General features: G+C 60.8%; 19 protein-coding genes and 6 tRNA genes. 20 read left to right on the top strand and 5 right to left on the bottom strand.

The window, feature by feature from the left end; genetic code table 11:
- The first annotated feature begins 328 nt into the window (after nucleotides 1–328).
- From FQ668_RS21230 to astE, 7 genes are all read left to right on the top strand, one after another.
- Nucleotides 329–1,549 carry an aspartate aminotransferase family protein gene (locus FQ668_RS21230; RefSeq protein ID WP_014590102.1) on the top strand — a complete coding sequence of 407 codons (1,221 nt, stop codon included), beginning with the start codon at nucleotides 329–331 and terminating at the stop codon, nucleotides 1,547–1,549.
- A 146-nt stretch (nucleotides 1,550–1,695) separates the two neighbouring features.
- Nucleotides 1,696–2,715 (top strand): arginine/ornithine succinyltransferase subunit alpha, encoded by a 1,020-nt coding sequence (gene aruF, locus FQ668_RS21225; RefSeq protein ID WP_012051578.1) that lies wholly within the window; start codon nucleotides 1,696–1,698, stop codon nucleotides 2,713–2,715.
- 78 nt (nucleotides 2,716–2,793) lie between these two features.
- Complete coding sequence (gene astA / locus FQ668_RS21220) at nucleotides 2,794–3,822, top strand: arginine N-succinyltransferase (protein WP_014590103.1); 1,029 nt, start codon at nucleotides 2,794–2,796, stop codon at nucleotides 3,820–3,822.
- On the top strand, nucleotides 3,823–5,286 hold the full coding sequence (gene astD, locus FQ668_RS21215) for a succinylglutamate-semialdehyde dehydrogenase (RefSeq protein ID WP_019438361.1): 1,464 nt from the start codon (nucleotides 3,823–3,825) through the stop codon (nucleotides 5,284–5,286).
- 23 nt (nucleotides 5,287–5,309) lie between these two features.
- Nucleotides 5,310–6,659 (top strand): N-succinylarginine dihydrolase, encoded by a 1,350-nt coding sequence (gene astB / locus FQ668_RS21210; protein ID WP_019438362.1) that lies wholly within the window; start codon nucleotides 5,310–5,312, stop codon nucleotides 6,657–6,659.
- Nucleotides 6,660–6,673: 14 nt separating this feature from the next.
- Nucleotides 6,674–6,964, top strand: a complete 291-nt coding sequence (locus tag FQ668_RS21205) for a topoisomerase II (protein ID WP_003254508.1) — start codon at nucleotides 6,674–6,676, stop codon at nucleotides 6,962–6,964.
- A gap of 10 nt (nucleotides 6,965–6,974) precedes the next feature.
- A complete protein-coding gene (gene astE, locus FQ668_RS21200; RefSeq protein ID WP_019438363.1) occupies nucleotides 6,975–7,982 on the top strand; it encodes a succinylglutamate desuccinylase in 1,008 nt (335 codons plus the stop codon).
- Nucleotides 7,983–8,024: 42 nt separating this feature from the next.
- On the opposite strand, the gene FQ668_RS21195 is transcribed toward astE, so the two are convergent.
- Nucleotides 8,025–9,218: a M91 family zinc metallopeptidase gene (locus FQ668_RS21195; RefSeq protein ID WP_144180643.1), complete on the bottom strand. Its 1,194-nt coding sequence runs from the start codon at nucleotides 9,216–9,218 to the stop codon at nucleotides 8,025–8,027.
- Nucleotides 9,219–9,525: 307 nt separating this feature from the next.
- Between FQ668_RS21195 and alaS the strand changes: the two genes are divergently transcribed.
- From alaS to FQ668_RS21150, 8 genes are all read left to right on the top strand, one after another.
- On the top strand, nucleotides 9,526–12,150 hold the full coding sequence (gene alaS / locus FQ668_RS21190) for an alanine--tRNA ligase (RefSeq protein WP_014590108.1): 2,625 nt from the start codon (nucleotides 9,526–9,528) through the stop codon (nucleotides 12,148–12,150).
- A gap of 102 nt (nucleotides 12,151–12,252) precedes the next feature.
- Nucleotides 12,253–13,488 (top strand): aspartate kinase, encoded by a 1,236-nt coding sequence (locus FQ668_RS21185; RefSeq protein ID WP_003254504.1) that lies wholly within the window; start codon nucleotides 12,253–12,255, stop codon nucleotides 13,486–13,488.
- 167 nt (nucleotides 13,489–13,655) lie between these two features.
- On the top strand, nucleotides 13,656–13,844 hold the full coding sequence (gene csrA / locus FQ668_RS21180; protein WP_003254503.1) for a carbon storage regulator CsrA: 189 nt from the start codon (nucleotides 13,656–13,658) through the stop codon (nucleotides 13,842–13,844).
- Nucleotides 13,845–13,916: 72 nt separating this feature from the next.
- Nucleotides 13,917–14,007 (top strand) — tRNA-Ser (locus tag FQ668_RS21175).
- Nucleotides 14,008–14,113: 106 nt separating this feature from the next.
- Nucleotides 14,114–14,190, top strand: a tRNA-Arg gene (locus tag FQ668_RS21170).
- A 71-nt stretch (nucleotides 14,191–14,261) separates the two neighbouring features.
- A tRNA-Arg gene (locus FQ668_RS21165) sits at nucleotides 14,262–14,338 on the top strand.
- A 71-nt stretch (nucleotides 14,339–14,409) separates the two neighbouring features.
- Nucleotides 14,410–14,483 (top strand) — tRNA-Arg (locus tag FQ668_RS21160).
- A gap of 147 nt (nucleotides 14,484–14,630) precedes the next feature.
- Nucleotides 14,631–14,707, top strand: a tRNA-Arg gene (locus FQ668_RS21150).
- 20 nt (nucleotides 14,708–14,727) lie between these two features.
- Here the strand turns inward: FQ668_RS21150 and FQ668_RS28620 are convergent.
- Entirely contained in the window at nucleotides 14,728–14,910 is a 183-nt protein-coding gene (locus FQ668_RS28620; RefSeq protein WP_178097132.1) for a hypothetical protein, read from the bottom strand.
- Nucleotides 14,911–15,103: 193 nt separating this feature from the next.
- On the opposite strand from FQ668_RS28620, the gene mgtE reads away from it, so the two are divergent.
- Complete coding sequence (gene mgtE / locus FQ668_RS21145) at nucleotides 15,104–16,546, top strand: magnesium transporter (RefSeq protein ID WP_014590109.1); 1,443 nt, start codon at nucleotides 15,104–15,106, stop codon at nucleotides 16,544–16,546.
- Nucleotides 16,547–16,653: 107 nt separating this feature from the next.
- Here mgtE and FQ668_RS21140 read toward each other — a convergent pair whose 3' ends face one another.
- Nucleotides 16,654–16,980, bottom strand: coding sequence for an Arc family DNA-binding protein (locus FQ668_RS21140; protein WP_003254499.1), 327 nt, complete (start codon nucleotides 16,978–16,980; stop codon nucleotides 16,654–16,656).
- Nucleotides 16,981–17,049: 69 nt separating this feature from the next.
- On the opposite strand from FQ668_RS21140, the gene FQ668_RS21135 reads away from it, so the two are divergent.
- The 3 genes from FQ668_RS21135 (at nucleotide 17,050) to FQ668_RS21125 (ending at nucleotide 18,106) form a co-directional block, all read left to right on the top strand.
- On the top strand, nucleotides 17,050–17,319 hold the full coding sequence (locus FQ668_RS21135; protein ID WP_134697902.1) for a hypothetical protein: 270 nt from the start codon (nucleotides 17,050–17,052) through the stop codon (nucleotides 17,317–17,319).
- A gap of 5 nt (nucleotides 17,320–17,324) precedes the next feature.
- Entirely contained in the window at nucleotides 17,325–17,918 is a 594-nt protein-coding gene (gene phnN / locus FQ668_RS21130) for a phosphonate metabolism protein/1,5-bisphosphokinase (PRPP-forming) PhnN (protein ID WP_019438364.1), read from the top strand.
- A 111-nt stretch (nucleotides 17,919–18,029) separates the two neighbouring features.
- A tRNA-Arg gene (locus tag FQ668_RS21125) sits at nucleotides 18,030–18,106 on the top strand.
- An 82-nt stretch (nucleotides 18,107–18,188) separates the two neighbouring features.
- Here the strand turns inward: FQ668_RS21125 and FQ668_RS21120 are convergent.
- Both FQ668_RS21120 and FQ668_RS21115 read right to left on the bottom strand, forming a co-directional pair.
- Complete coding sequence (locus FQ668_RS21120; protein ID WP_019438365.1) at nucleotides 18,189–19,571, bottom strand: amino acid permease; 1,383 nt, start codon at nucleotides 19,569–19,571, stop codon at nucleotides 18,189–18,191.
- A gap of 312 nt (nucleotides 19,572–19,883) precedes the next feature.
- Nucleotides 19,884–20,411: a hypothetical protein gene (locus FQ668_RS21115; RefSeq protein WP_144180641.1), complete on the bottom strand. Its 528-nt coding sequence runs from the start codon at nucleotides 20,409–20,411 to the stop codon at nucleotides 19,884–19,886.
- A 215-nt stretch (nucleotides 20,412–20,626) separates the two neighbouring features.
- On the opposite strand from FQ668_RS21115, the gene FQ668_RS21110 reads away from it, so the two are divergent.
- Nucleotides 20,627–21,625 carry a diguanylate cyclase gene (locus FQ668_RS21110; RefSeq protein WP_010955114.1) on the top strand — a complete coding sequence of 333 codons (999 nt, stop codon included), beginning with the start codon at nucleotides 20,627–20,629 and terminating at the stop codon, nucleotides 21,623–21,625.
- Nucleotides 21,626–21,699 lie beyond the last annotated feature (74 nt).

Genomic DNA, 21,699 nt, shown 5'->3' with positions numbered 1-21,699 from the left:
AGGAGGGACTGGCCCGAAACAAGCGTAGGAGCGGGTTTACCCGCGAAGCGCCGCGCGGGCGGCGCTCGATCTCCCCGCCAACGCATCAACATCGCCGTACATCCTGTCCCCTCACAATCCTGTGTGAACACCCGTTCACCCAGCCCCCCTCTCTCCCGTACACTGCGCGATTGCGACAGTGTTTGTCGCATTGCCGAAAGCCTTGTCAAAACTGGGTTTTGCGCTGTAACAAGTTGTCGCTTGGCCGCAAGGACAGGCGCGGATCAGTCCTTACAATCCCCCCATCGCTCGCCACTTCCAGGCCAGCGTTCCTCTTCAGGAGACTCAGATGTCCGTTGAGCAAGCCCCGGTGCAACGTGCCGATTTCGACCAGGTGATGGTCCCCAACTATTCTCCGGCGGCCTTCATTCCTGTGCGAGGCGAGGGTTCCCGTGTCTGGGACCAGTCGGGTCGCGAGCTGATCGACTTTGCCGGCGGCATCGCGGTCAATGCCCTGGGCCACTGCCACCCGGCACTGGTCAAGGCCCTGACCGAACAGGCCAACACCCTCTGGCACGTTTCCAACGTGTTCACCAACGAGCCGGCCCTGCGCCTGGCCCACAAGCTGGTGGACGCCACCTTTGCCGACCGCGCGTTCTTCTGCAACTCTGGCGCCGAGGCCAACGAGGCCGCTTTCAAGCTGGCCCGTCGTGTGGCGCATGACCGCTTCGGTCCGCAAAAGCACGAAATCATCGCCACCCTGAACAGCTTCCACGGTCGCACCCTGTTTACCGTCAGCGTGGGCGGCCAGCCGAAGTACTCCGATGGCTTTGGCCCGAAGATCACCGGTATCAGCCATGTGCCGTACAACGACCTGGAAGCGTTGAAGGCACAGATTTCCGACAAGACCTGCGCCGTGGTGATCGAGCCGATCCAGGGCGAGAGCGGCGTGGTGCCGGCCGACAAGGCCTACCTGGAAGGCGCGCGCAAGCTGTGTGACGAGCACAACGCTCTGCTGATCTTCGACGAAGTGCAGACTGGCGTGGGCCGTACCGGCTCGCTGTATGCCTACCAGCACTACGGCGTGACCCCGGACATTCTGACCAGTGCCAAGAGCCTGGGCGGCGGTTTCCCGATTGGCGCCATGCTGACCACCACCGAGCTGGCCACGCACCTGGCCGTTGGCACCCACGGCACCACCTATGGCGGCAACCCGCTGGGCTGCGCCGTTGCCTGCGCGGTGCTGGATGTGGTCAATACCCCGGAAACCCTGGCCGGTATCAAGGCTAAGCACGAGCGCTTCAAAACCCGCCTGGAACAGATCGGCCAGCAGTACAACCTGTTCAGCCAGGTGCGTGGCGTCGGCTTGCTGCTGGGCTGTGTCCTGACCGAGGCCTGGAAAGGCAAGGCCAAGGACGTGCTCAATGCTGCCGAGAAAGAAGGCGTGATGGTGCTGCAGGCCGGCCCGGACGTGGTCCGCTTCGCGCCAAGCCTGGTGGTTGAGGACGCCGACATCGACGAAGGCCTGGACCGCTTCGAACGCGCTGTGGCCACACTGACCAAAGGCTGATCCGCCAGTGGTCTTTTCGCCGGCCCGGCGCAGCCTCAGCTCGAGGCTGCGCCGGGCCGGCGATACCCGATTCCAGTGCAGGTGCCTGGGTGCCTGCCGTTTTTCCGTGCCGACGTGAATGGCCCGTATTCCAAAGGAGTGACACCATGCTGGTGATGCGCCCCGCGCAAATGGCTGATCTGAACGACGTGCAGCGCATGGCTGCAGACAGCCCCATTGGTGTCACCTCGCTGCCGGACGACACTGCTCGTCTGGGCGACAAGATTGCCGCCTCTGAGACATCCTTCGCCGCCGAGGTCAGCTTCAACGGTGAAGAGAGTTACTTTTTCGTGCTTGAAGACAGCGAAACAGGCAAGTTGGCCGGCTGCTCGGCCATCGTCGCTTCGGCCGGCTACTCTGAGCCGTTCTACAGTTTTCGTAACGAAACATTCGTGCACGCCTCACGCGAGCTGAAGATACACAACAAGATCCATGTGCTGTCGCTGTGCCATGATCTGACCGGCAACAGCCTGCTGACCAGCTTCTATGTGGCGCCTGAGCTGGTGAACAGTGGCTGGGCCGAGCTCAACTCGCGCGGCCGGCTGCTGTTCATGGCTGCGCACCCGGAGCGCTTTGCCGATTCGGTGGTGACCGAAATCGTCGGCTTCAGCGACGAGCAGGGTGAATCGCCGTTCTGGGATGCCATTGGCCGCAACTTCTTCGACCTCAACTATGCCGACGCCGAGCGCCTGTGCGGCCTGAAGAGCCGTACCTTTCTCGCCGAGCTGATGCCGCATTACCCGATCTATGTGCCGTTGTTGCCAGACCTGGCGCAGGAAGCCATGGGCCAGGTACATCCGCGGGCGCAGATCACCTTCGACATACTCATGCGCGAAGGCTTCGAGACCGAGCACTACATCGACATCTTCGACGGCGGCCCGACCCTGCATGCGCGCACCTCTGGCATCCGCTCGATCGCCCAGAGCCGGGTGGTGCCGGTGAAGATCGAAGAGGCCCCGGCCAAAGGCGGTCGCCCGTACCTGGTGTGCAACGGCCTGTTGCAGGACTACCGCGCGGTGTTGCTGGACCTGGACTGGGTGCCTGGCAAGCCGGTCAGCCTGAGCGTGGCAGCAGCCGACGCGCTGGGCGTGGGCGAGGGCGCCAGCGTGCGCCTGGTCGCGGTTTGAGGTCTGGCAACAGACGTTTCGGGGTTGATGCGTTAGCAGAGTTTCGCGCCGGCCGATGCCGCCGCACAAGGAGATAGCATGATCGTTCGTCCTGTACGCAGCAGCGATTTGCCTGCGTTGATCGAATTGGCACGCAGCACCGGCACCACCGGGCTGACCACGCTGCCGGCCAACGAAGAGCGCCTGGGGCATCGCGTTGGTTGGGCGGAAAAAAGCTTTCGTGGCGAAGCTGAGCGTGGCGACACCGATTACCTGTTCGTGCTGGAAAACGACGAAGGTCTGGTGGTGGGCATCAGTGCCATCGCCGGCGCCGTCGGCCTGCGTGAGCCCTGGTACAACTATCGGGTCGGCCTGACTGTCAGCGCCTCGCAGGAGCTGAAGATCTACCGCGAAATCCCGACGCTGTTCCTGGCCAACGACCTGACCGGCAACTCCGAGCTGTGCTCGCTGTTCCTGCGCAGCGACCATCGCTCCGGCCTCAATGGCCGCCTGCTGTCACGCGCGCGCATGCTGTTCATTGCCGAGTTCCCGGAGCTGTTCGGCAAGAAGATCATTGCCGAAATGCGCGGCATGTCTGACGAGCAGGGCCGTTCGCCGTTCTGGGAAAGCCTGGGCCGGCATTTCTTCAAGATGGAGTTCAGCCAGGCCGACTACCTCACTGGTGTGGGCAACAAGTCGTTCATCGCCGAGCTGATGCCCAAGTTCCCGCTGTACACCTGCTTCCTGTCCGAGGCGGCGCGCAACGTGATCGGCCGTGTGCACAAAGACACCGAGCCGGCGCTGGCCATGCTCAAGCAGGAGGGCTTCAACTACCAGGGCTACGTCGACATCTTCGATGCCGGCCCGGCCATCGAGTGTGACACTGCCAAGATCCGCGCCGTGCGCGAGAGCCAGACCCTGGTGCTGGCGGTAGGTACGCCAGGCGATGACGCGACCCCTTTCATCATCCACAACCGCAAGCGCGACGATTGCCGCATCACTGCTGCACCTGCACGGTTGGCCGCCGGCACCCTGGTGGTCGACCCGTTGACCGCCAAGCGCCTGCGCATGGGCGTCGGCGACAATGTCCGCGCGGTGCCGCTGTCGGCCAGCCGGGAGGCCCAGTAAATGACCACGCATTACATCGCAGGCAATTGGCAGACCGGCCAGGGCGAAACCCTGCAGTCGCTTAACCCGGTGACCCAGGCCGTGATCTGGCAAGGGCAGGGCGCTGACGCCAGCCAGGTCGACGCTGCCGTGCAGGCCGCGCGGCAGGCCTTTCCGGCCTGGGCGCAATTGAGCCTGGAGGCACGTATCGATGTGCTGGAGAAGTTTGCCGCGCAGCTGAAAGTGCATGCCGAGGCGATGGCCCAGTGCATTGGCGAGGAAACCGGGAAGCCGCTGTGGGAATCTGCGACTGAAGTCACCAGCATGATCAACAAGGTGGCGATTTCAGTACAGAGCTACCGCGAGCGCACCGGCGAAAAGAGTGGTCCGCTGGCCGATGCCACGGCTGTTCTGCGGCACAAGCCTCACGGCGTCGTGGCGGTGTTCGGCCCTTACAATTTCCCCGGGCACCTGCCCAATGGCCATATCGTGCCGGCGCTGCTGGCAGGCAACTGCGTGGTGTTCAAGCCCAGCGAGCTGACCCCCAAGGTCGCTGAGCTTACCGTCAACTGCTGGATTGCTGCCGGCCTGCCGGCGGGTGTGCTGAACCTGGTGCAGGGCGCACGTGAAACCGGTGTGGCGCTGGCCGCCAACCCAGGTATCGATGGCCTGTTCTTTACCGGCTCCAGCCGCACCGGCAACCTGCTGCATCAACAGTTCGCAGGGCGCCCAGACAAGATCCTGGCCCTGGAAATGGGGGGTAACAACCCGCTCGTGGTGGACGAGGTCAAGGACCTCGATGCGGCGGTGTATACCATTATCCAGTCGGCGTTCATTTCCGCCGGCCAACGCTGCACCTGCGCGCGGCGCCTGCTGGTACCGCAAGGCGCCTGGGGTGATGCGCTGATCGCGCGCCTGGTCGAGGTGTGCAAAACCATCACGGTGGGGGCGTTCGATGAACAGCCGGCGCCTTTCATGGGTTCGGTGATTTCGCTGCCGGCGGCTCGGGCGCTGCTTGCCGCCCAGGTTGAACTGGCCGCCAAAGGTGGCGTGAAACTGCTGGAAATGACTCAGCCACAGGCCGATGCTGCACTGCTGACCCCGGGTATTGTCGATGTCACCGCCGTGGCTGACCGCCCGGACGAAGAGTTTTTCGGCCCGCTGCTGCAGGTGATCCGCTACGCCGACTTCGATGCTGCCATCGATGAAGCCAACAACACCCAGTATGGCTTGGCCGCCGGGTTATTGTCTGATTCGCGAGCCCGCTACCAGTACTTCTGGCTGCGCAGTCGCGCTGGCATCGTCAACTGGAACAAACAGCTGACGGGGGCTGCCAGCAGCGCGCCGTTCGGTGGTGTGGGTGCCAGTGGCAACCATCGCGCCAGTGCCTATTACGCGGCCGACTACTGCGCTTACCCCGTGGCTTCGCTGGAGACCGCCAGCCTTGCCTTGCCGGCGACCCTGACGCCGGGCGTCACCCTATAACAACAGGTCACGGAGCCTAGCCGATGAAATCCTATGAAGTGAATTTTGATGGCCTGGTGGGGCCTACCCACAACTATGGCGGCCTGTCTTACGGTAACGTGGCTTCGCAGAGCAACAGCCAGCAGGCGTCCAACCCGCGTGAGGCAGCGCGCCAGGGCCTGGCGAAAATGAAAGCGCTGGCCGACATGGGCTTCAAGCAGGGAGTTCTGGCGCCACAAGAGCGCCCGGACGTGGCGGCGCTGCGCCGCCTGGGGTTCAGTGGTAGCGATGCCGAAGTTATCCAGCGTGCCGCCCGCGAGGCCATGCCGTTGCTGGTGGCCAGTTGCTCGGCCTCGAGCATGTGGGTGGCCAACGCCGCGACAGTCAGCCCCAGTGCCGACACTGCTGACGGTCGTGTGCACTTCACCGCCGCCAACCTCAACTGCAAATATCACCGCAGCATCGAGCACCCGACCACCAGCCGCGTGCTGGGCGCCATGTTCAGCAACGAGAAACACTTTGCCCACCACGCAGCGCTGCCTGCCGTGGCACAGTTCGGTGACGAGGGCGCGGCCAACCACACGCGCTTCTGCCGCGCCTATGGCGAGGCTGGCGTGGAGTTCTTTGTCTACGGCCGCAGCGCCTTCGACAGCCGTTACCCGGCGCCACAGAAGTACCCGGCCCGGCAAACCCTGGAGGCCTCTCAGGCTGTGGCCCGGCTGCACGGCCTGAGCGATGACGGTGTGGTCTACGCTCAACAGAACCCGGCGGTGATCGACCAGGGTGTGTTCCACAATGATGTGATTTCGGTAGGTAACGGCGAGGTGCTGTTCTACCACGAGGACGCGTTTCTCGATACCGACGGGGTACTTGGGCAGCTGCGAGCTAAACTGGCCAGCAAGGGTGGCAACTTCCAGGCCATCTGCGTGCCCAGGGCAGCGGTGGCGGTGGAGGACGCGGTGCGATCCTACCTGTTCAACAGCCAGCTGCTCAGCCGCGACGATGGTTCCATGCTGTTGGTCGTGCCGGAAGAGTGCCGCAACAACGAGCGGGTCTGGGACTATCTGGGCCAGCTGACCAGCCAGGGAGGCCCGGTGAAGGAGGTCAAGGTGTTCGACCTCAAGCAAAGCATGCAAAACGGCGGCGGCCCGGCCTGCCTGCGTTTGCGCGTGGCTTTGAAGGAAGCGGAGCTGGCGGCGGTCAACCAAGGCGTTATCATGACGGCCTCGCTGTATGACACGCTGCTGCAGTGGGTCGACAGGCACTACCGCGATCGCCTTGGCGAAGCAGACCTGGCTGACCCGCAACTGCTGGTGGAATGCCGTACGGCACTGGACGAATTGACCCAGATCCTGAAGTTGGGCTCGGTGTATCCGTTCCAACGCCAACCTTGAAGAGAGACTCTGTAATGACCGACGCCTTGCGCCTGATCCTCGAAGATGAAGACGGCACCCAGCTGGAAACTTCCTGCACCCGCTTTGCTGTGGTCTGGCAAGGCAAGGAAGTGTGGATTCAGCAGGACGGCCGTGGCCAACTGCTGATCGGCGTGGATGTCGAGGAAGACGACACCGAGTATGCCAACTTGCTGCTGCGCCCGATGGCCACCAACCTGGTCAGCCTGCAGCTGGAAATGGAACCGGCAGAACTTGGCGAAGACGACGATCACGTTCATGGCCCTGACTGCGGCCACCACCACTAAGGAAGTACCTATGCTCGCCCTTGGCAAATTGCTTGAGCTGACCCTCACCGATCACGAACCGGCCGAGAAGACCCAAGTGACACCCAAGGGCGCGCGTTTGCGGTGGCTGGGAGAGGGCGCGCTTGAAGTGCGTCCGGCTGAAAGCGAAGATTGCGGGCTGGACTTGCTGTTGTCCGCCGGCATTCATGGCAACGAAACAGCGCCGATCGAATTGCTCGAGCGGCTGCTGCACGGCGTGGCCAACGGCAAGATCAAACCCAGGGCACGGGTGCTGTTCCTGTTCGGCAACCCGGCGGCGATCCGCAAGGGCGAGCGCTTTATCGAACAGGACATCAACCGCTTGTTCAATGGCCGCCATGAGCTGTCCAGCGGCTTCGAAGCATTGCGTGCCGCCGAGCTGGAACAGTTCGCCCGGGTGTTCTTCAGCAAGCCGGGGCGCAACCGCCTGCATTACGACCTGCATACTGCCATCCGTGGTTCGAAGATCGAGCAATTCGCCTTGTACCCTTATAAAGAGGGGCGCAAGCATTCCCGTCGCGAACTGGCGCGCCTGGCGGCGGCAGGTATGGAAGCGGTGCTGCTGCAAAGCAAGTCGTCCATCACCTTCAGCGCGTTCACCTACGAACAGCTGGATGCGGAAGCCTTCACCCTCGAGCTGGGCAAGGCCCGTCCGTTCGGCCAGAACGACCAGGTCAACCTCGACAAGCTCGAAGAGCGGCTGATCCGCATCATCGAGGCTACCGAGCCAGAGGGCGAAAGTTCGCTGGATGGCCTGCAGCTGTTCAGTGTTTCCCGCGAAATCATCAAGCACAGCGACAGTTTTCACCTGCACTTGCCGGCGGACATCGAAAACTTCTCCGAGCTGAGCAAGGGTTACCTGCTGGCTGAAGACCTGGCCGAGATGCGCTGGGTGGTCGAGGAGGAGGGGGCGCGCATCATCTTCCCCAACCCCAAGGTGAAGAACGGCTTGCGCGCGGGGATTCTCATTGTGCCGGATTCGGGGCAGCGGCTGGGGTGATGGGGGAGGTGGCGCGCGTTCCGGCGCGCCACATGGGCTCGCTCAGTAGTAAGTGCGCACTGGCAGGCCCAGCTCCATTCGCAGCGCGTTTTCGTTGAAGGGTGATGGGTTGGTGTCGGTTGGCGCCGTGTCGGGGTTATTGTCGAAATCGTACAGAAGGCCGCTCGGCAGGCCAATTGCTTGCAGGTGAGCATTGTCGACCTGGATCTGCCTGCGATCGAGAGTGCTGATTGAACTGTGCCCAGGTACCGTCGTACCGTTGAAGGCGCTATACGCCTCGCACAAGCAACGGTAAAAGTCGAGCAGCGGCAAATTGTCGCTGCCCGAGCGAGTCAGGTTGAGTGCCAGGTCTCCGCCCTCGGCAGGCAAGCCGGCCACCCACTCCAGTTTACTGTCTCGTCGCAGGTAATGGTCGTTGTCGGTCGGGTCTGAGGTGTAGACGTCGAAACGGGTGGCTAGAGGTGTTTCGGTAACCCTTATCCACGACCGTTTTGCCAGCTGTGTCAGAAGTTGCTGGCCGCAATGTGTGTGGCAAAGAAAAACCAGGTGGTTGTGGACGGCCTGTTTGAAGGTGTCGCTGCCTCGTATGTCGAGTGTATTGCTGGCGAGTGCGGTGAGCGGGGCGGAGAGTGGCTGCTCGAAGCGGGCGTCACCCGCCTGGTTGCGAGCATAGATGACTGATTCATGTGGGTCGTCGACCAGAATATAGCCGTCGACTCCCAGGATATGACCGCCCATACCGCGGCTCGCCGAGCCGCGCTTGATGAATGTCAGCCCCGGGCCCACGTTGATCTGTGCATTGCCACTGCCGGTGAAGACCTCGGTGATGCCGCCGCCGGTGGTGATGTGCGCACGGCCCTCTGCGGCCTGGATGATCACGGGCGTCTTCACTTCCTCCGCCACGCGGACGTTGGCCTCACCCTTTGCCGTTCTGATGATGAGGGTCTGTCTTTGCGTAGGTGCGAGGACGAACCTCTTGTTGCCGACTGTGGCTTTCAGGTGGCAATCGTAGAGGGAAATGTCGATATCGACTGCCGAGGAATGGGTCTGAATCACCATGTGGTGCTTGCCCGGGATCTGGCCCTGATCGAACCATACCTGTTCCAGAAGGACGTCTATTTTGTCGTCCCGGTATTCGTAGAAACGATGAACGGCTTGGCCATCGATGGACGTGTCTGCCCGCTGTTGAAAACCGCTGGTCCTGCCAGAAATGAAATAGACGGGGTTGGGGTGCATGAGAAGGCTCGCTTGCTGTGAATGGGGGGCGGCAGTTGTCGCCGTGGCTAAAGCTAAAGGGTTGTGCAGGCGAGGAGTGGTACTTATCTAGGGACAAGGTGAATGAGAAGGGGGGCGTTGTGACAAGGCGCTGAACCGTATAGCCTCCACTTTGATGCCCGAGATGACGATTTCATGGCGATTGACCGTTTCGGGCGTATAAACACACTGCATCCGCCGTTCAGGCTGGATATAATGGCGCCCTTTGCCGTCGTTTCGTCGATGCGACGTATCAGCCCAAACGGCCGCCGTTTCCGTGGAAGAACCTATGAAAAGCGCAGAAATCCGTGAAGCCTTCCTTCGCTTCTTCGAAGAGCAGGGACATACCCGAGTCGCCTCCAGTTCGCTGATCCCGAACAACGACCCGACCCTGCTGTTCACCAACGCAGGCATGAACCAGTTCAAGGACTGCTTCCTCGGTGCGGAGAAGCGCGCCTACACGCGTGCTGTCAGCAGCCAGAAGTGCGTGCGTGCCGGTGGCAAGCACAACGACCTGGAAAACGTCGGTTACACCGCGCGTCACCATACCTTCTTCGAAATGCTGGGCAACTTCAGCTTCGGCGACTATTTCAAGCGCGACGCCATTACCTTCGCCTGGACCTTCCTGACGTCTGAGCAGTGGCTGAACCTGCCCAAGGAAAAGCTCTGGGTCACCGTCTACGCCACCGACGACGAAGCCTACGACATCTGGACCAAGGAAGTCGGCGTGCCGGCCGAGCGCATGGTGCGCATTGGCGATAACAAGGGCGCCCCGTACGCCTCCGACAACTTCTGGACCATGGGCGATACCGGCCCGTGCGGCCCGTGCACCGAGATCTTCTACGATCACGGCCCGGATATCTGGGGTGGCCCACCTGGCTCGCCAGAAGAAGACGGTGACCGCTACATCGAGATCTGGAACAACGTCTTCATGCAGTTCAACCGCACTGCCGACGGTGTGTTGCACCCGCTGCCAGCGCCGTCGGTGGACACTGGCATGGGCCTGGAGCGTGTCAGCGCCGTGCTGCAGCACGTGCATTCGAACTACGAGATCGACCTGTTCCAGAACCTGCTGGCTGCCGCAGCCAAGGCCATCGGTTGCAGCAATGACGGCCAGGCCTCGCTGAAAGTGGTCGCCGACCACATCCGTTCGTGCGGCTTCCTGATTGCCGACGGCGTGCTGCCGTCCAACGAAGGCCGTGGCTACGTGCTGCGCCGCATCATTCGCCGCGCTTGCCGTCACGGCAACAAGCTGGGCGCCAAGGGCAGCTTCTTCTACCAGATCGTTGCCGCACTGGCCGCTGAAATGGGCGAAGCCTTCCCGGAGCTGAAGAGCCAGCAAGCGCACATCGAGCGCGTGCTCAAGGCCGAAGAAGAGCAGTTCGCCAAGACCCTGGAACAGGGCCTGCGTATCCTCGAGCAAGACCTGGCCCAGCTGAAAGGCGACGTGGTACCGGGCGACGTGGTGTTCAAGCTGTACGACACCTATGGCTTCCCGATGGACCTGACTGCCGACATCGCTCGTGAGCGTGAGCTGACCATCGACGAAGCCGGCTTCGAGCGTGAAATGGACGCCCAGCGTGAGCGCGCCCGCTCCGCCAGCGCCTTCGGCATGGATTACAACAGCCTGGTCAAGGTCGACAGCGCCACCGAGTTCCTCGGTTACGACGCCACCGAGGGCCAGGGCAAGATCATCGCCCTGTACAAGGACGGCCAATCCGTTGACCAGCTGGGTGAAGGCGAGCAGGGCGTTGTGGTGCTCGACCGCACGCCGTTCTACGCCGAGTCCGGTGGTCAGGTCGGTGACAGCGGCTTCCTGCAGGCGGGTGCTGCACGCTTCGACGTGCGTGATACCACCAAGACCGGCGGCGCCTTCCTGCACCATGGCGTGGTGGCCAGCGGTGCGCTGCTGATCGGTTCGCCAGTCGAGGCCAAGGTCGATGCCGACGTACAGCACGCCACCTCGTTGAATCACTCCGCCACCCACCTGCTGCACGAAGCATTGCGCCAGGTACTGGGCGAGCACGTACAGCAGAAGGGCTCGCTGGTCGACAGCCAGCGCCTGCGTTTCGACTTCAGCCACTTCGAAGCGGTGAAGCCGGAGCAGATCAAGCAGCTGGAAGACATCGTCAACCGCGAGATTCGCAAGAACACCCCGGTTGAAACCGAACTGACCGACATCGAAACTGCCAAGGCCAAAGGCGCAATGGCGCTGTTCGGTGAGAAATACGGCGACACCGTGCGTGTGCTGAGCATGGGCGGTGATTTTTCGGTGGAATTGTGCGGCGGTATCCACGCCAAGCGCACCGGTGACATCAGCCTGTTCAAGATCATCAGCGAAGGCGGCGTAGCCTCTGGCGTGCGCCGTATCGAAGCCGTAACCGGTGCCGCTGCGCTGGCCTACCTGAACGCTGCCGAAGAGCAGGTCAAGGAAGCCGCGCAACTGGTCAAGGGTAACCGCGACAACCTGATCGACAAGCTGTCGGCTGTGCTTGAGCGCAACCGCCAGCTGGAGAAGCAGCTGGAACAGCTGCAGGCCAAGGCCGCCAGCGCCGCCGGGGACGATCTCTCCAACGCGGCCGTTGAGGTCAAGGGTGCCAAGGTCCTCGCCGCCCGCCTGGATGGGCAGGATGGCAAGGCTCTGCTGGCCCTGGTCGATCAGCTGAAGAACAAGCTCGGCCACGCAGTGATCCTGCTGGGCAGCGAGCATGAGGGCAAGGTTGTGCTGGTGGCCGGCGTGACCAAGGACCTCTCCAGCCAACTCAAGGCTGGCGATCTGATGAAACAAGCCGCTGCGGCGGTGGGTGGCAAGGGCGGTGGCCGTCCGGACATGGCCCAGGGTGGTGGCGTCGACGTCGCTGCCCTGGACCAGGCCCTGGCGCTGGCCGTGCCATTCGCAGAGCAGGGACTTTGAGATGAACGGGGGGATGGTCTAGTGGCCACACAGGCCACTCCCGTCCACCTCTTCATGTTGGATTGTTTTTTGGGGCCCTGTATGGGCTGAGGCACCATTGAAATGGCGTTGATCGTACAGAAATTTGGCGGCACCTCTGTCGGTTCCATCGAGCGGATCGAGCAGGTAGCCGAAAAGGTCAAGAAACACCGTGAAGCGGGCGACGACCTGGTGGTTGTGCTGTCGGCCATGAGCGGTGAAACCAATCGCCTGATCGACCTGGCCAAGCAGATCACCGATCAGCCGGTTCCTCGTGAACTGGACGTGATCGTGTCGACGGGTGAGCAGGTCACTATTGCCCTGCTGACCATGGCCTTGATCAAGCGTGGTGTGCCAGCGGTGTCCTACACCGGCAACCAGGTGCGTATCCTCACCGACAGCTCGCACAACAAGGCGCGCATTCTGCAAATCGACGACCAGAAGATTCGTGCCGACCTCAAGGAAGGCCGCGTGGTCGTGGTTGCAGGCTTCCAGGGTGTCGACGAGCACGGCAGCATCACTACCCTGGGGCGTGGTGGCTCCGATACCACCGGCGTGGCCCTGGCGGCGGCGCTGAAGGCTGATGAGTGCCAGATCTACACTGATGTCGATGGCGTCTACACCACCGACCCGCGCGTCGTGCCACAGGCTCGTCGTCTGGAGAAGATCACCTTCGAAGAGATGCTGGAAATGGCCAGCCTCGGTTCCAAGGTGCTGCAGATCCGTTCGGTGGAGTTCGCCGGCAAGTACAACGTTCCGCTGCGCGTGCTGCACAGCTTCAAGGAGGGTCCGGGTACCCTCATTACCATTGATGAAGAGGAATCCATGGAACAGCCGATCATTTCCGGTATCGCCTTCAACCGTGATGAAGCAAAGCTGACCATTCGCGGCGTGCCGGATACCCCGGGCGTGGCCTTCAAGATCCTCGGCCCGATCAGCGCTTCGAACATCGAAGTCGACATGATCGTGCAGAACGTTGCTCACGATAACACCACCGACTTCACCTTCACCGTGCACCGCAACGAGTACGAGAAGGCGCAGAGCGTGCTGGAAAACACCGCGCGCGAAATCGGTGCCCGTGAAGTGATCGGCGACACCAAGATCGCCAAGGTCTCGATCGTTGGCGTCGGCATGCGTTCGCATGCCGGTGTTGCCAGCTGCATGTTCGAAGCCCTGGCCAAGGAGAGCATCAACATCCAGATGATTTCCACTTCCGAGATCAAGGTTTCTGTGGTGCTCGAAGAGAAGTACCTGGAGCTGGCCGTACGCGCGCTGCATACCGCGTTCGATCTGGATGCTCCTGCCCGACAGGGCGAGTAAGGCGCTGCCTGGAAGGGCGCGGCTTGCCGCGCCCTTCGCGTTTCTGCTCGCCGCGCAGGTCCTGTCCTGCCTTGTGCGGCGAGTAACCGGGGCCATGGTCGTCGTCCGCGACCCGGGCCCGATATCCAAGACTGTTACCCCTGAATGTTTTGCGTAAGGAGAAAGCTATGTTGATTCTGACTCGTCGGTGCGCCGAGAGCCTGATCATTGGAGACGGCGAGATCACCGTGACGGTGCTTGGCGTCAAAGGCAACCAGGTGCGTATTGGCGTGAGCGCCCCGAAAGAAGTGGCAGTTCACCGCGAGGAAATCTACCTGCGGATCAAGAAGGAGAAGGATGAAGAGCCAAGCCTTTAATTTTTTTGAAGTTTTTTTCAAAAAAAGGGTTGCAAAGGTGAAAGAGGTTCTTTAATATTCGCCTCGTGTTGCGGTGAGGTGGCCGAGTGGCCGAAGGCGCTCCCCTGCTAAGGGAGTATACCTCATAAGGGTATCGGGGGTTCGAATCCCCCCTTCACCGCCATTATTTGCGTAGGGCGCTGTAAACGGTAGGAGCGCTAAGTAGTTATTTTATAACGAAAAGCTTCTTGCAAAAATGTTTCAGCGACCTATAATGCGCGGCAAGACACGGACTCATAGCTCAGCTGGATAGAGTACTCGGCTACGAACCGAGCGGTCGCAGGTTCGAATCCTGCTGAGTCCGCCACTTTTGAAGTGGCTTTGTTTGCAAGGCTGCTTCAATCAACCAGCGGTATCTGGTCTAAAACTGCCAATCGCGGACTCATAGCTCAGCTGGATAGAGTACTCGGCTACGAACCGAGCGGTCGCAGGTTCGAATCCTGCTGAGTCCGCCACTTTTGAAGTGGTTCTGCTTGCAAAGCCATTTCAGTCAGCCAGCGGTATCTGGTTTAAAACTGCCAATCGCGGACTCATAGCTCAGCTGGATAGAGTACTCGGCTACGAACCGAGCGGTCGCAGGTTCGAATCCTGCTGAGTCCGCCNCATAGCTCAGCTGGATAGAGTACTCGGCTACGAACCGAGCGGTCGCAGGTTCGAATCCTGCTGAGTCCGCCACTTTTTGAAGTGGTTTTGCTTGCAAAGCCATTTCAGTCAACCAGTGGTAATCTGGTCTAAAACTACCACCACGGACTCATAGCTCAGCTGGATAGAGTACTCGGCTACGAACCGAGCGGTCGCAGGTTCGAATCCTGCTGAGTCCGCCACACCCCATCAGAAAGCCCGCTCAATAGAGCGGGCTTTTTGTTTGTGCGTCAATGAATTCTTGAGCCTGTCGATCTACGCTCTTCTGTAATGATTGCGGTGTAGTCTGGCGCCGCTGAGCGGCCTCAAAAATCAAATGTGCTTTCTCATCCAAAACAACCGTCGCACTGATAGCTTCGAGCGTTGTCCCAGCTTTATCACGCAAACGATTGTTCTGGCCAAAAATTTAAGCGATCTGACAGCTTTAGCAGTGTATGATTGCGCCCGTCAGCCCCGCCGGGGCTTGTGGAAAACCACCATGGACTTACCCAGTAGTTACTCGCTAACACGATTCATACAGAAAGATCTGACCGATTGATTCCCTCGGCGTGCTCCGCTGCTGGGAGTGGAGTTCGCCTATGACCGAAGTAGAAGTTAAAAAAGCGCAAGAAAGCCTGCAGGATCGCCTGGCCCAGGTGGTCGAACTGCTGCATCGTCAGCGCATGGTCGAAGACCTGACCCATCGCCAGGAAGGCGCGCACAACGACCTGGTAGAAAACCTGGTCCACCGCCAGAACCTCGTCGAGCTGCAGCGCAAGCTCGATGACCTGCACCCCGCCGACATCGCCTACATCCTCGAAGCCTTGCCCCTGGAAGATCGCCTGACGGTCTGGCAGTTGGTGCGCTCGGAGCGCGATGGCGACATCCTGCTGGAAGTTTCCGATTCGGTTCGCCAATCGCTGATCGCCGACATGGACGATCACGAGCTGCTGGCTGCCGCCAAGGAGATGGACGCCGACGAACTGGCCGACCTCGCCCCAGAGCTGCCGCGTGACGTTGTTCACGAGCTGATGGAAACCCTCGATGCCCAGCAGCGCGAGCGGGTGCGTTCGGCGCTGAGCTATGACGAGGAGCAGGTCGGTGCGCTGATGGACTTCGAGATGGTCACCATCCGCGAAGACGTCAGCCTGGAAGTGGTGCTTCGCTACCTGCGCCGCCTGAAAGAATTGCCGAACCACACCGACAAATTGTTCGTGGTCGATTACGACGGCATCCTCAAGGGGGTGTTGCCGATCAAGCGCCTGCTGGTCAACGACCCGGAGAAGAAGGTGGCGGAGGTCATGGCGACCGACCCTGTCTCCTTCCAGCCCGAGGAAGATGCCTACGATGCAGCGCAGGCTTTCGAGCGTTATGACCTGGTATCCGCCCCAGTGGTGGACAAGAGCGAACGCCTGATCGGCCGTCTGACCATCGACGAAATGGTTGACCTGATCCGCGAGGAAAGCGAGAGCGAAGTCCTCAACATGGCGGGTCTGCGTGAAGAGGAAGATATTTTCGCCTCGGTCTGGCGTTCGTTCCGCAACCGTTGGGCGTGGCTGGCCATCAATCTGATTACCGCGTTCGTTGCTTCGCGAGTGATCGGGTTGTTCGAAGGTTCGATTGAAAAGCTGGTGGCGTTGGCTGCGTTGATGCCGATCGTTGCGGGTATTGGTGGCAACTCTGGTAACCAGACCATCACCATGATCGTCCGCGCCATGGCCCTGGACCAAGTGTCGCCAGGCAATACCAGTCGCTTGATGCGCAAGGAATTGGCGGTGTCGCTGATCAACGGCCTGGTTTGGGGCGGCGTGATTGGTGCGGTGGCTTTCTGGCTATATGGCAGCTGGTCGCTGGGGGTGGTGATGACCGCGGCGATGACCTTGAACTTGTTATTGGCGGCGCTGATGGGCGTGCTGATCCCGATGACATTGGCCCGCCTGGGGCGCGACCCTGCGATGGGGGCGAGCGTGATGATCACTGCTGTGACCGACAGCGGTGGTTTCTTCATCTTCCTTGGGCTGGCCACGCTGTTCCTGTTGTAAGCCGATCCGCCCTGTGGGAACAATTCCGCAGGGTAGTGGCCTTGCTGCCAGTCAGACGCCCACAAAAAAGCCAGCTTACGCTGGCTTTTTCGTATTCGCTGCAGCCCTCAGGAGGCGTCTGCGGCCATTTCCACATCGTGAGCGATGAGGGCGACCAGAGCGTTCTGCTGGCGGTGGGACAGTTGGCGGAAACGCTGCAGCAACTCGCGCTCATGCAGGGACAGTTCAGGGCTGTCCAGGCGCATGCTCAGTTCGTCACCCAGCGCACCTTCCTGGATAAGGCTCTGTTCCAGGCGTGCAATGATCTCGGAGTTCATGCTGCGGTGGTGGTTGCGCGCTACCTCGGCAATGCGCTCACGCATTCCGTCTGGCAGGCGGACGACGAACTTGTCAGCAGTGCGGCTCGAATAAATAGCCTGTTTCATTGGGCGCATATAAATTGACCAGAGTTTGGTTCAGGGGAAGCGGTTCTCAAATTGGCCGCACGGGATGGAAGTACGACCGTGGCGACGACAAAATGTTCAACCGCCAGTGAAAAATGGATGCTCATCTTGCCTCAAGGTCGCCGTTTGCTTGGCGTCAATTATGTGACAAATAGTGATCCGGATAAAGGCTTTATGCCAGTACCAATTATCAGAAATGAGCACTGGTTTGAAAAGTTTTACATGCTCTGGCTAGCCTGGCCGTCAGTCTTTTGCCGTCAACAATCGGTAAAACGCAGAAAAATGCCCGGAAAAGCCCTAGAATGCGCCGGTTCCCTCCATAGAGCATAGTGGCTATGCAACATGACGCAAGCGACCGCCGATCAGGGACGGGCCGGTTGATATTTCTGGTTGGGCCGTCGGGTTCCGGGAAAGATTCCCTGATCGACGCTTCGCGTGAGCAACTGGCCGCCGCCGGGGTAGAAATTGCCCGCCGGGTCATCACCCGTTCGGCCGAAGCCAAAGGCGAAGCTGCCCAAGGGGTCACGCCTGAGCAGTTTGATACCTTGCGTGCGCAGGGTGCGTTTGCCATGCACTGGCGGGCCAATGGTCTGGACTATGGCATACCCCGGCAGGTGGACCAGTGGTTGGCGGCGGGGAGGGCGGTGCTGGTGAATGGCTCGCGGGCTTATCTGCCAGAGGCCCGTCAGCGCTATCCGGATTTGTTGGCCGTGTTGGTCGAGGTCAAGCCTGAGGTGCTGCGCCAGCGCTTGCTGGCCCGGGGCCGGGAAACCGCAGAAGAAGTGGAGCAGCGCCTGGCGCGCAGCGCACGCTTGCAAGCTGCAGCCGACCCGTCGGTGCATGTGCTGGATAATTCTTCCACACTGGAGGCGGCGGTCGCCGCATTCGTTTCGCTGCTTCGCGATCAGGGCGTGCTACCGCGGGGATAGCAGCCGCAGAAAAGGATTACGCGAAAAAGCCCAGTTCAGGCATGACAAACGCCAGCATGCTGGTTAACATGCTGGCCATCCCGCTGTGCAGCGCTCGCTGCCGGTCGTAGCGTCTCAGTAGCTCAATTGGATAGAGCATCCCCCTCCTAAGGGGAAGGTTGCAGGTTCAATTCCTGCCTGGGACGCCATTCTCGTCATTCCCATGATTGTCTCCGTCGTCTTCGTTGCCGCCGTGCTGCTGTTGACAGCATCTGCGCTTGGCCAGCGCTGTCATGCATCACCTTCGTGGGCTAACGCCGCGCTAGATGCCAGCCGGTGGCGCATCAGGAAGTACCCCGCCACCACCAGCAGTACCGTCAGCACCGTGAACCAGAACTGGAAACGCGATGCCGGGTCGAACGCCTGGGTGCCGATGACTGCCAGCAAGGCGAACAGCGCAATGATATTGGTATAGGGGAACAGCCAGGCACGGAAGGCGTTTGGGGCGACCGCTTCGTGGCGGGTTTTCATGCGCATGGCCACGTGGGCGATGATGATGAAGATCCATACGACCATGACCAGGCTGCCGGTACTCTTGGCCAAGGTCATGAACAAGTCGCCGCCACTGACAAAGTGCACGGTCAGGATCATCGTGCAGATCGACAGGCTCAGCAGCAGTGCATTGATCGGTACGCCCTTGGCACTGGTGCGCGAGAAGAGCTTGGGCGCGTGACCGCGCTGGCTCAGCGAGAACAGCATGCGCGAGTTGGAGAACATGAACGAGTTCATCACCGACATGAACGAGACGAACAGCACCAGTTTCATGGCCACTGCCGCACCACCGAACCCGGCCAGGCTGAACAGCGAAACATAGGGCGAGGCCAGGTTGGCCTTGTCGGTCCAGGGCAGGCAAAGGATCAGGATCGACACAGAACCTACGTAGAACAGCATCACCCGCAGGATCACGCTCTTGATCGCGCGGATCACGTTTTGTCGCGGGTTCTCTGACTCACCCGCGGCCACGGCGGCAATTTCGCTGCCCCCCAGGGAGAAAATCACCACGATAACGCCGGCCATCACCGGTGACAGGCCGTTGGGCATGAAGCCGTCATGGGCGGTGAGGTTGATCAGGCCGGGGGCGGGAATCTCACTGTGCAGGCCGAGCAGGATCGAGACGCCCAGCAGCATGAAGATGAGGATGGTGGCGACCTTCATCGCGGCCAGCCAATACTCTACTTCGGCAAACGAACGCACCGAGTAGGCGTTGCTGGCCATGAGTGTCACCAGCATCAGGAAGGCGCCTGCCCAGATCGGTAGCCAGGGCAGGAAGTCATGCAGGATGGCGCCCAGCAATACCGCTTCCAGGGTGATGGTCATCATCGACTTGAACCAGTACAGCCAGCCGACCGCAAACCCTGCCCAGTCGCCGAGGTAGGTGTTGGCGTAGGTCGAGAACGACCCTGCATCCGGGTTGCGGCAGGCCATTTCACCCAGCATGAACATGACCAGGGTGACCACCAGGCCACCAATGAAATACGACAGTATGGCCGCGGGCCCTGCCGATGCGATCAGTGAGCCCGAGCCCATGAACAGCCCTGCACCGATCACCCCACCCAGGGCGATCATGGTGATATGCCGCTGCTTGAGGCTTTGCTTCAAACCGTGTGATTGCATTTCCTTGTCCTCTCTTATTTTAGGGGGGATCCGGCATCGTTCCCCTACGCAGGCATCGTCATGCGCCTGCGTCCACGCGTGGCAAATAGCTACCAGCCTGCCACCCTGGACAATAAGGCCAAGGACCTCAAACGAATTCTCTGCACAACATCCTGCCTATTTTTCCTGAGACCGGTCATGGCGCCGGTAGTGGTGCAGTTGACGAAGCCATGCACCACCTGAACATCGACGCCACCGGACGTCTTCAAACCGTTCAGGCTGGGGCGCCTTGGACGATCCGCGGCGCTCTCCTTACCGGCCGCTGCCACCCCCTCATACCGGGCGTGCCGCTTGTTGCTCTTCATCCAGGCCGCCGTCCACTTTGGCGATCTGCTCTTGCGCTTTCTCCTCGATCTTGCGCTCGATGTCATCTTTCATGCGCTGGGCGATCAACTCGTCGACCTTTGCTTTCAATTCTGGCGGCAGGGCGTCGTACTCTTCTTCGGTCAGGCCTATTTCACGCAGCAGTTTTTCCTTGATCATCTCGCCGGGCGACTTGGACATGAAGTCTTGAAACTCCTGCCGGGCAGTCTTGGGCGGCAGTGGTTCTCCGATGACCGGCTCGGTGGTCGCAGAACCCAGGTTTTGCAGCATCACCTTGAATTTGGCAAAGGCTTCTGCACGAGCATCCTCAGCGTTTTGCTGAGCGGTACTGCCCCCGCTCTGTTGTTGGCTCGCCGTGTTGGCGGTGGTTATTGGCGTGCGCAGCGGTGCAATCTGGGCCACTGTCTGCTCATCGCTGGTGTACCGAGGCTGGTGGAGTGTGGGCTGCCAGCTGACGCCGTTTGGGGCGATTATCATGTTTCCTCCTTGGAAATCTCGTTGGCAGGTACCAAGCGCAAAAGCCATGCCAGCGCTGTGCCGGTCGAAATCAGGGCGTTGGCGCTATTTCGGTTGCACTCGGGTGGGCATATGCTTGCCCGTGATAGGCATCATCTTGCCGCTCGCGGCAATCAACACCACTGTCGGCAGCCCCTTGATCGGAGCGCAGTTGCTGGGCATCAGGGAGAGCGTCCATGAGTCAAGACACCAGGCCGGTACCTGCCGGCTTCAGTGAACAGCAGTTGCACACCTTGTTCGATTTGATCAGCGATGGCATCTGGGACTGGAATGCCAATACCGGTTACGTTTATCGCAACCCGGGCTGGTACAGCATGCTGGGCTATGCCAGCCACTCCATGGCCAACTCGGTATTTACCTGGGAAAGCGTGATCCATCCCGAAGACTACCCACGGGTAATGGCCCATTTCGAGGCCTATATCAATCACCGCAACGAGCGCTACCGCATTGAATACCGTTGCCGTTGTCAGGACGGCAGCTACATCTGGATCGAAGACAGCGGCTACATCATCGCGCATAACGAGGACGGTTCCGTAGCGCGCATGCTGGGTGCGCACCGCAATATCGACGCTGGCAAGCGTTTGGTGTCTCAACTGGAACAGAAGAACCAGTCGCTGGAGTTTCAGGTGGCCGAACGCACCCGTGAGTTGTCCTGGGTGAACCAGCAGTTGCAGCGGCAACTGGACGAAAACCGTGAATTGGCCGAACGCGATGCGTTGACCCGTGTCGCCAACCGTTACCGACTGGAGAGTGCGTTGCAGCTGGAGTGCCAGCGCGCCCAGCGCTTCCGTCAGCCGTTGTCGCTGATTGCGATGGACATGGATGATTTCAAGCCGATCAACGACCGCTACGGTCACGCCCGTGGCGATGCGGCGCTGGTCCGGGTGGCCGAAAGCCTGCGCACCTGCTTGCGCGAACTGGACCTGCTGGCGCGCTGGGGCGGCGACGAGTTCGTCATCGTGCTGCCGCAGACCGCGCTGGGGGAGGCGCTGGATGTGGCGGCGCGCTTGCGTCAGGTGCTGGAGCAGGTGGAGCCGGTGGGTGATTGCAGGCTGACCATGAGCTATGGCGTGGTGCAATGGCGGGAAGGGGAGGACCAGCACGCGCTGCTGGCGCGTGCCGACAAGGCACTCTACAGGGCCAAGGGTACAGGCAAGAACGCAATTGCCGAGTAGCTAGTGTGGTGTTTCACAAATAACGACCATAACTCGCGGCGCTTTTTGCGCTCATGCGGCGTTGTCGCTCCTCG

The organism is Pseudomonas sp. Kh14 (genome assembly GCF_900291005.1).
Classification (GTDB): domain Bacteria; phylum Pseudomonadota; class Gammaproteobacteria; order Pseudomonadales; family Pseudomonadaceae; genus Aquipseudomonas; species Aquipseudomonas alloputida.
The sequence above is the reverse complement of the archived record's forward strand: the minus strand, read 5'-3'. Positions and strand labels throughout refer to the sequence as shown.

What these genes read in the sequence shown, in the direction of transcription:
- FQ668_RS21230 (WP_014590102.1), top strand. Translation starts at nt 329, where the DNA reads ATGTCCGTTGAGCAAGCCCCGGTGCAACGTGCCGATTTCGACCAGGTG.
- aruF (WP_012051578.1), top strand. Translation starts at nt 1,696, where the DNA reads ATGCTGGTGATGCGCCCCGCGCAAATGGCTGATCTGAACGACGTGCAG.
- astA (WP_014590103.1), top strand. Translation starts at nt 2,794, where the DNA reads ATGATCGTTCGTCCTGTACGCAGCAGCGATTTGCCTGCGTTGATCGAA.
- astD (WP_019438361.1), top strand. Translation starts at nt 3,823, where the DNA reads ATGACCACGCATTACATCGCAGGCAATTGGCAGACCGGCCAGGGCGAA.
- astB (WP_019438362.1), top strand. Translation starts at nt 5,310, where the DNA reads ATGAAATCCTATGAAGTGAATTTTGATGGCCTGGTGGGGCCTACCCAC.
- FQ668_RS21205 (WP_003254508.1), top strand. Translation starts at nt 6,674, where the DNA reads ATGACCGACGCCTTGCGCCTGATCCTCGAAGATGAAGACGGCACCCAG.
- astE (WP_019438363.1), top strand. Translation starts at nt 6,975, where the DNA reads ATGCTCGCCCTTGGCAAATTGCTTGAGCTGACCCTCACCGATCACGAA.
- FQ668_RS21195 (WP_144180643.1), bottom strand. Translation starts at nt 9,218, where the DNA reads ATGCACCCCAACCCCGTCTATTTCATTTCTGGCAGGACCAGCGGTTTT.
- alaS (WP_014590108.1), top strand. Translation starts at nt 9,526, where the DNA reads ATGAAAAGCGCAGAAATCCGTGAAGCCTTCCTTCGCTTCTTCGAAGAG.
- FQ668_RS21185 (WP_003254504.1), top strand. Translation starts at nt 12,253, where the DNA reads ATGGCGTTGATCGTACAGAAATTTGGCGGCACCTCTGTCGGTTCCATC.
- csrA (WP_003254503.1), top strand. Translation starts at nt 13,656, where the DNA reads ATGTTGATTCTGACTCGTCGGTGCGCCGAGAGCCTGATCATTGGAGAC.
- mgtE (WP_014590109.1), top strand. Translation starts at nt 15,104, where the DNA reads ATGACCGAAGTAGAAGTTAAAAAAGCGCAAGAAAGCCTGCAGGATCGC.
- FQ668_RS21140 (WP_003254499.1), bottom strand. Translation starts at nt 16,980, where the DNA reads ATGCGCCCAATGAAACAGGCTATTTATTCGAGCCGCACTGCTGACAAG.
- phnN (WP_019438364.1), top strand. Translation starts at nt 17,325, where the DNA reads ATGCAACATGACGCAAGCGACCGCCGATCAGGGACGGGCCGGTTGATA.
- FQ668_RS21120 (WP_019438365.1), bottom strand. Translation starts at nt 19,571, where the DNA reads ATGCAATCACACGGTTTGAAGCAAAGCCTCAAGCAGCGGCATATCACC.
- FQ668_RS21115 (WP_144180641.1), bottom strand. Translation starts at nt 20,411, where the DNA reads ATGATAATCGCCCCAAACGGCGTCAGCTGGCAGCCCACACTCCACCAG.
- FQ668_RS21110 (WP_010955114.1), top strand. Translation starts at nt 20,627, where the DNA reads ATGAGTCAAGACACCAGGCCGGTACCTGCCGGCTTCAGTGAACAGCAG.